This is a genomic window from Tepidanaerobacter sp. GT38 (genome assembly GCF_021991635.1).
Lineage (GTDB): Bacteria > Bacillota > Thermosediminibacteria > Thermosediminibacterales > Tepidanaerobacteraceae > DTU063.
Genome location: NZ_JAFFJA010000085.1, coordinates 1 through 7,001 on the forward strand (window position 1 = coordinate 1; position 7,001 = coordinate 7,001).

A 7,001-nucleotide genomic window follows, 5' to 3' on the forward strand; every position below is an offset into this window, starting at 1 on the left:
CATAGTATCTTGACGCGATCTGCATTGATTTTTGAATTGACTGAAACAAGCAGGTTATGCTATGATTTACTTAATTATTAAGTCTTAATATGTGATATAGTTTTACGCAGCAGGTTTTAGATTGTGGGTCTTAAAACCCACATTTTTATATATTTATTATGCACAAAGTCGGTCGTCTTCCCATAATATGCAATGGGGGTATCGGAATGAACATGGAAAAATCCGGCGACAGGATTAAAAAAATAAATAAAGTCCTTTGGACTATTCTTGCACTTAATCTTGGAGTTTCAGTAATGAAACTTGTAGTCGGTTTTTCAATATCTTCAGCCAGCATGGTAGCAGATGGTTTTCACTCTTTTTCTGATTGCAGCTCAAATATCATAGGTTTAATAGGAACGGCTCTTGCTGCAAAGCCGGCAGATGAATGTCATCCTTACGGCCATAAAAAGTTTGAAACATTTACTTCGGTTGTTATAGCACTGCTGTTGTTTACTGTAAGTATAAATATAATCAAAAGCAGTATATCTAAGTTAATAAACCCTGTTGTCCCCCAAGTTGACATGTACAGTTTTATAGTAATGATTTTAACAATTGCTATAAATATTTTTGTAATAATTTACGAAACGAAACAAGGCAAAAAACTCCACAGCGATATCCTAATTTCGGATGCCATTCATACAAAAACTGACGTATATGTTTCATTGTCAGTTATATTGAGTTTAATCGCCGTTCGATTGGGTTATCCCATTCTGGACCCAATAATTTCACTTATTATTTCAATTGTAATTATTAAAGCAGGTATTGAGATACTGATAAACTCCAGTAAAGTCTTATGTGATGCCGCAGTTTTAGATCCGCAAGATGTAATAGATTTGGTTTCGAAAATTGATGGTGTTTTAGATTGCCACCGGGTGCGTTCTCGGGGAAGTGAGGACGACTTTTCACTAAATCTGCACATTCTTGTAGACCCATTAATGTCTGTAAGCGAGTCCCATAAACTGCACCACGAAATTGAAAATGAAATTAGGAAACATTTCAGAGGCGTTCATTATATTGATATACATATAGAACCCATTTCGGTAAAAGCAAAAAACAGGATTTAGGAATTCCTAAATCCTGTTTTTTCTTGAACCTACACCCCTTTTTTAAAAGGTTAAAATCCTTCCTCACATCAATTCGGCCATCTATTAAGTTATATCTTTTCCATAGCTTACTGATACCAAACCCTCTTTGAGCTATTCCAATACATCTTTATCATATCTAGGAAGCATTAAAATCCGATTGTGTTAGCAAAATGCTAGCAAAGGCACTAAAACTGCTATCACGCTTATAAAAATAAAAAACGTAAAGCCTTAAAATCAGCTTTACGTGTAGCTTTCATTATTGGTGCCGAAGACAGGATTCGAACCTGCACGCCCTTGCGGGCACTAGACCCTGAATCTAGCGCGTCTGCCAATTCCACCACTTCGGCACTAATTTTTTCGAATGCATAACTTATATTACCACATCAAGTGGCAAAATTCAAGACCATGTTTGGCCGTTTTTGCATAGAACCTTCTTAAGAAATTGTCCGGTGTAAGAATAGGGGTTTTGTGCTATCTCCTCAGGTGTTCCTGTAGCAACAATCCGACCCCCTCTGTCTCCGCCTTCCGGCCCTAAGTCGATTATATAATCGGCAGTTTTTATCACATCTAAATTGTGTTCAATAACTATAACGGTGCCACCAGCTTCCACCAGTCTTTGGAGCACATCCAGCAGTTTATGAATATCGGCAATGTGCAAACCAGTAGTTGGCTCGTCCAAAATATAGACAGTATTGCCATTGCTCTGCTTTGAAAGTTCTGTGGATAATTTTACCCTTTGAGCTTCTCCGCCGGATAAGGTAGTAGAAGGCTGGCCTAGTCTAATATAGCCCAAACCTACATCCCTTAAGGTCTCGAGTTTGCGCTTAATCTTGGGTATATTTTCAAAGAACTCTAAAGCCTCATCTACGGTCATATCTAATATATCTGCGATGTTCCTGCCTTTATATTTTACTTCCAAGGTTTCCCGGTTATAGCGCTTTCCTTTGCACACTTCACAGGGCACATAAATGTCCGACAGAAAATGCATTTCGATTTTTATAATGCCATCACCTTTGCAAGCCTCACATCTTCCACCGCTGACATTGAAGCTAAACCTGCCAGGCTTATACCCGCGCATGCGAGCTTCAGGAGTTAGAGAAAAAACTTCTCTAATATCATTGAACACATTAGTATAAGTAGCCGGATTTGAACGTGGCGTTCTCCCTATGGGCGATTGATCGATGTTTATGACTTTTTCTACATGTTCAATGCCCAATATTTCATCAAAGTCGCCGGGAAAACTACGCGTTTTGTAAAGCTTTTCTTTCAAAGCCTTGTATAAAATTTCATTGACCAAAGTGCTCTTACCTGAACCGGAAACACCGGTTACGCATGTAAATAAACCTAAAGGGATTTTTACATCTATATTTTTTAAGTTGTGTTCCCTGCAACCTTTAAGTTCCAACCAACCTTTATTCGGTTTTCGCCTTTTAGCTGGAACTGGAATTTGCTTTTTCCCACTCAAATACTGACCTGTGATAGATTCTTCGCATTTTTCTATGACTTCCAAGGGACCACAGGCAACAACATTACCGCCATGCTCCCCTGCTCCCGGCCCGATATCTATAATATAATCGGCTGCTCTCATAGTGTCTTCATCGTGTTCTACCACAAGGACCGTATTGCCCAAATCACGCAAATCCTTTAAAGTTTTCAGCAATTTTTCATTATCCCGCTGGTGTAGTCCAATACTTGGTTCATCGAGTATATACAACACACCAACCAGTCTAGAACCTATTTGAGTAGCAAGCCTAATCCTCTGAGACTCTCCACCGGATAAAGTTGCCGCTGCCCTATTAAGTGTCAAGTAATCAAGGCCTACATCAATCAAAAACTGTAAACGGTTTTTTATTTCTTTAAGGACCTGTTGTGCTATCATTTCCTCCCGCTTAGTGAGCGAAAGTCCATTAAAAAAAGCCAATGCTTCTCGAATAGATAGAGCTGTAATTTGAGCTATGGATTTACCACCAACTGTCACTGCCAAACTCTCAGGTTTAAGTCTGGCACCTTTACAGGCAGGGCATGGCTTTGCACTCATGTATTTTTCTATTTCTTCTCTTGAAAATTCAGAGGCCTCCTGATAACGGCGCCTGAGATTATTTACAACACCTTCAAACTTCCCTATAAAATGACGGGTTCTTTTTCCAAACCTGCTTACGTAATAAAATTCTATGTTTTCATCTGAACCGTAAAGTATGATATCTACTAGTTCTTTTGGCAAATCTTTTATGGGGGTTTTTACGCTGTAGCCGTAATGATTTACCACAGCACTTAACATTTGGTAATAGTAACCATCAGGAGTGGTGCTCCAGGGGTCAATTGCACCTTCTTCTATGGATTTCTCTTTATCAGGTATGACAAGTTCTGGATCTATTTCCATATTGATTCCTAGACCGCTGCAAGTAGGACAAGCACCATAGGGACTGTTGAAGGAAAACATTCTTGGGCTCAGTTCTTCTAAGCTAATATTACAGTCGGCGCATGCTAAATTTTGGGAAAAAAGCAATTCCTGCTGACCAATTACATCTACGATGACTAATCCTTCAGCTTGGGAAAGTGCCGTTTCAATAGAGTCCGCAAGCCGTGACTCGATTCCAGGTTTTATTATAATTCGGTCCACTATGATTTCAATGTGATGCTTTTTGTTTTTCTCCAGCTTAATCTCGTCGCTAACTTCCATTATTTTTCCATCTACTCTTATGCGCATAAAACCATTCTTTTTAATACTTTCAAACAGCTTACTGAACTCACCTTTCCTACCGCGAACTACAGGTGCCAAAATTTGAATGCGCGTACTTTCGGGCAGTGCCATAACTGTATCAACCATTTGGTCAATGGTTTGTTGAGATATCGCTTTACCGCACTTAGGGCAATGAGGTCTGCCAATTCGAGCAAAAAGCAGCCTCAAATAATCATAAATCTCAGTAACGGTGCCCACCGTCGAACGGGGATTTTTACTGGTAGTCTTCTGGTCAATTGAAATTGCTGGAGAAAGGCCTTCTATATAATCTACATCGGGTTTGTCCATCTGACCCAGAAACTGACGGGCATAAGCCGAAAGGGACTCAATATAACGCCTTTGCCCTTCAGCATATATTGTATCAAAAGCAAGTGTAGATTTGCCGGATCCTGAAATACCTGTTATTACAACTAATTTATCTCTGGGAATAACTACATCTATATTTTTAAGATTGTGCTGTCTTGCACCTTTAACTATTATCTTATCCATTTACCAAAATCACTCTCACTATCAATGTTTTACTTTAACTGTACTAAAAGCTTCCGCCTTTATCTCAAAGATTAAATCTCTAAGCTTTGCAGCCTTTTCAAATTCTAAATTTTTAGCTGCCTCCTTCATCTGCTTTTCCAGTTCCTCTACTAACTTCTTCAGCTCTTTCTTACTCATCTTAGTTACATCTTTATCCGGTAAGTAATCTGCTGGTTCTTCGGCTACTTTAGTGGCCTCAATTACATCTCTTACTGATTTTTTAATTGTTGTAGGCACTATTCCGTGTTTTCGGTTATATTCCAGCTGTATTTTACGCCGGCGATTGGTTTCACTTATGGCTCGAGCCATGGATTGGGTTATGGTATCGGCGTACATAATAACTTTTCCTTCTGCATTTCTGGCAGCCCTTCCAATAGTCTGAATTAGGGATGTTTCAGAGCGCAGAAAACCCTCTTTATCAGCATCAAGGATAGCAACCAGTGATACTTCGGGCAAATCTAGACCTTCCCTCAGCAAGTTTATACCTACAAGGCAATCAAATTTTCCCATTCTCAAATCTCGAAGTATCTGAAGCCGCTCCAGGGTATGGATTTCAGAATGCAGATACCGTGTTCGTATTCCAGCCTCCTTGAGATAATCGGTAAGGTCTTCGGCCATGCGTTTTGTAAGTGTAGTAACGAGTACACGCTCATCTTTTTGTGCCCGAAGTTTGATTTCCCATATTAAATCATCTATTTGGCCTTTTACAGGTCGAACTTCTACTTCAGGGTCCACCAGACCTGTAGGCCGAATAATCTGCTCCACAACTTGTGAACTCTTTTCTAATTCATAAGGGCCGGGTGTTGCCGACATAAAAACAACCTGGTTTATGCGCTCCTCGAATTCTTCAAATAATAGCGGACGGTTATCAAAGGCTGAAGGTAGCCGAAACCCGTGTTCAACAAGTGATTCTTTACGGGAACGGTCTCCAGCCCACATGGCATGAAGTTGAGGCAAAGTAACATGGGACTCATCTATGATAATGAGATAATCTTTTGGAAAATAATCCAGCAGTGTAAAAGGTGGATCGCCTGGACTGCGCCCTGAAAGGTGCCTGGAATAGTTTTCAATACCTTTGCAATACCCCATTTCCCGAAGCATTTCTATGTCGTATTTCGTCCGCTGCTCCAGCCTGGCCGCCTCTAAAACTTTATCTTGGCTTTTGAGTTCCTCAAGCCGCATTTGAAGTTCTTCTTCTATTGATTTTATAGCCTTTTCCAATTTATCCTTTGGCGTAGCATAATGGGACGCTGGGAAAATAGATACGTGACTGCGTTCCCCTAATATCTCCCCCGTTAAAGTGTCTACTTCAAGAATACGGTCAATAACATCTCCGAAAAATTCCACTCTTATGGCCTTTTCAGTAAATGAAGCGGGGAATATCTCTAAAATATCACCCCGTACCCTGAATGTCCCTCTGTGAAAGTCTACCTCATTTCGGGTAAACTGAATTTCAACCAATTTTCGAATTACATCATCCCTGTCTTTTTCCATGCCTGGCCTTAATGATATTACCTGATGTTCATAGTCGATAGGCGAACCTAAACTGTAAATACAGGATACGCTTGCTACAATGATCACATCCCGACGTTCAAAAAGGGCAGCAGTAGCCGAATGCCTTAGTTTATCAATCTCATCATTAATTGAGGCATCCTTTTCTATATACGTATCTGTTTGAGGAATATATGCCTCAGGTTGATAATAATCATAATAGCTCACAAAATATTCTACTGCATTGTTCGGAAAAAACTCCTTAAGCTCACTGCACAGCTGACCTGCCAATGTTTTATTATGGGCTATTACCAGCGTAGGGCGCTGCACCTCCTGAATAAGATGGGCAATGGTAAATGTCTTACCGGTACCTGTAGCCCCTAACAGCGTCTGGAATTTATAGCCTTTATTTATCCCCTCAGCCAACTGTTGAATTGCTTTAGGCTGATCTCCCCGCGGAACGTATTCAGATACGACCTGAAACTTCCCCATCTTTACACCTTCCTAAATAATCATAGCGGAAATTCTCCATAGTATACTTTCAAATTTCCTTTTACATCAGAGTCAATTATACCATATAGCGTTTATTGTTAAAAGACAAAACCGAAAATTAGTTCGTATAATAATCCTAAAAAAGAAAAACCAGGCAGTTGCCCGGTTTAGTTCATATAAATTATTTTGTTTCTGCGGCGGGTAAAGAAACCGCCAGATTTAGTACCGTAGGTATCCCCATCGCGCGATTGGGTATCTATGTTCATTATTTTCAGCATTATGTCCCGCTTTTCTTCTTCTGAAGCGGTAGCATATGCCTTCAACAACATATCCCTTTCACGATTTAGGTATTCTTCCCTTGTCACTTGCGTCCCTCCTTTTTATGTATTATGCATAATGTATGTATTAGAGCTGATATTGAATTTGTTATTACTTTCACAAGTATTATATCATATAATAAAATTTCTTTCAAGTGTAGATAGTTTGAAATGTCACATATTTTCTAAATACTTTATCGTTGTAAAATTTTCCTTAGCTACTACATATTTTCCCCTTTCTCCACAAATTTATTCAAATGTAGAAAAATATTATCACGCTCCAAATTTTATTGTCAATAACCAGTAAAA

Annotated in this window: 4 protein-coding genes and 1 tRNA gene; 1 reads left to right on the forward strand and 4 read right to left on the reverse strand. The window is 39.4% G+C overall.

Going from position 1 to position 7,001, the window contains the following annotated elements; genetic code table 11:
- The first annotated feature begins 206 nt into the window (after positions 1-206).
- Positions 207-1,103, forward strand: coding sequence for a cation diffusion facilitator family transporter (locus JT739_RS10620; RefSeq protein WP_237661097.1), 897 nt, complete (start codon positions 207-209; stop codon positions 1,101-1,103).
- A gap of 281 nt (positions 1,104-1,384) precedes the next feature.
- Here JT739_RS10620 and JT739_RS10625 read toward each other — a convergent pair.
- The 4 genes from JT739_RS10625 to JT739_RS10640 all read right to left on the reverse strand — a co-directional run bounded on the left by JT739_RS10625 (position 1,385) and on the right by JT739_RS10640 (position 6,740).
- Positions 1,385-1,471: transfer RNA gene (locus tag JT739_RS10625), tRNA-Leu, on the reverse strand.
- 50 nt (positions 1,472-1,521) lie between these two features.
- Entirely contained in the window at positions 1,522-4,353 is a 2,832-nt protein-coding gene (gene uvrA, locus JT739_RS10630; RefSeq protein WP_237661098.1) for an excinuclease ABC subunit UvrA, read from the reverse strand.
- Positions 4,354-4,374: 21 nt separating this feature from the next.
- The gene (uvrB, locus tag JT739_RS10635) at positions 4,375-6,375 is read right to left on the reverse strand and encodes an excinuclease ABC subunit UvrB (RefSeq protein WP_237661099.1); all 2,001 of its coding nucleotides are present in this window, start codon (positions 6,373-6,375) and stop codon (positions 4,375-4,377) included.
- 167 nt (positions 6,376-6,542) lie between these two features.
- Positions 6,543-6,740: a hypothetical protein gene (locus JT739_RS10640; protein WP_237661100.1), complete on the reverse strand. Its 198-nt coding sequence runs from the start codon at positions 6,738-6,740 to the stop codon at positions 6,543-6,545.
- Positions 6,741-7,001: the final 261 nt, after the last annotated feature.

Coding starts and splice junctions, on each gene's coding strand:
- uvrB (WP_237661099.1), bottom strand. CDS start 6,375: ATGGGGAAGTTTCAGGTCGTATCTGAATACGTTCCGCGGGGAGATCAG.
- uvrA (WP_237661098.1), bottom strand. CDS start 4,353: ATGGATAAGATAATAGTTAAAGGTGCAAGACAGCACAATCTTAAAAAT.
- JT739_RS10620 (WP_237661097.1), top strand. CDS start 207: ATGAACATGGAAAAATCCGGCGACAGGATTAAAAAAATAAATAAAGTC.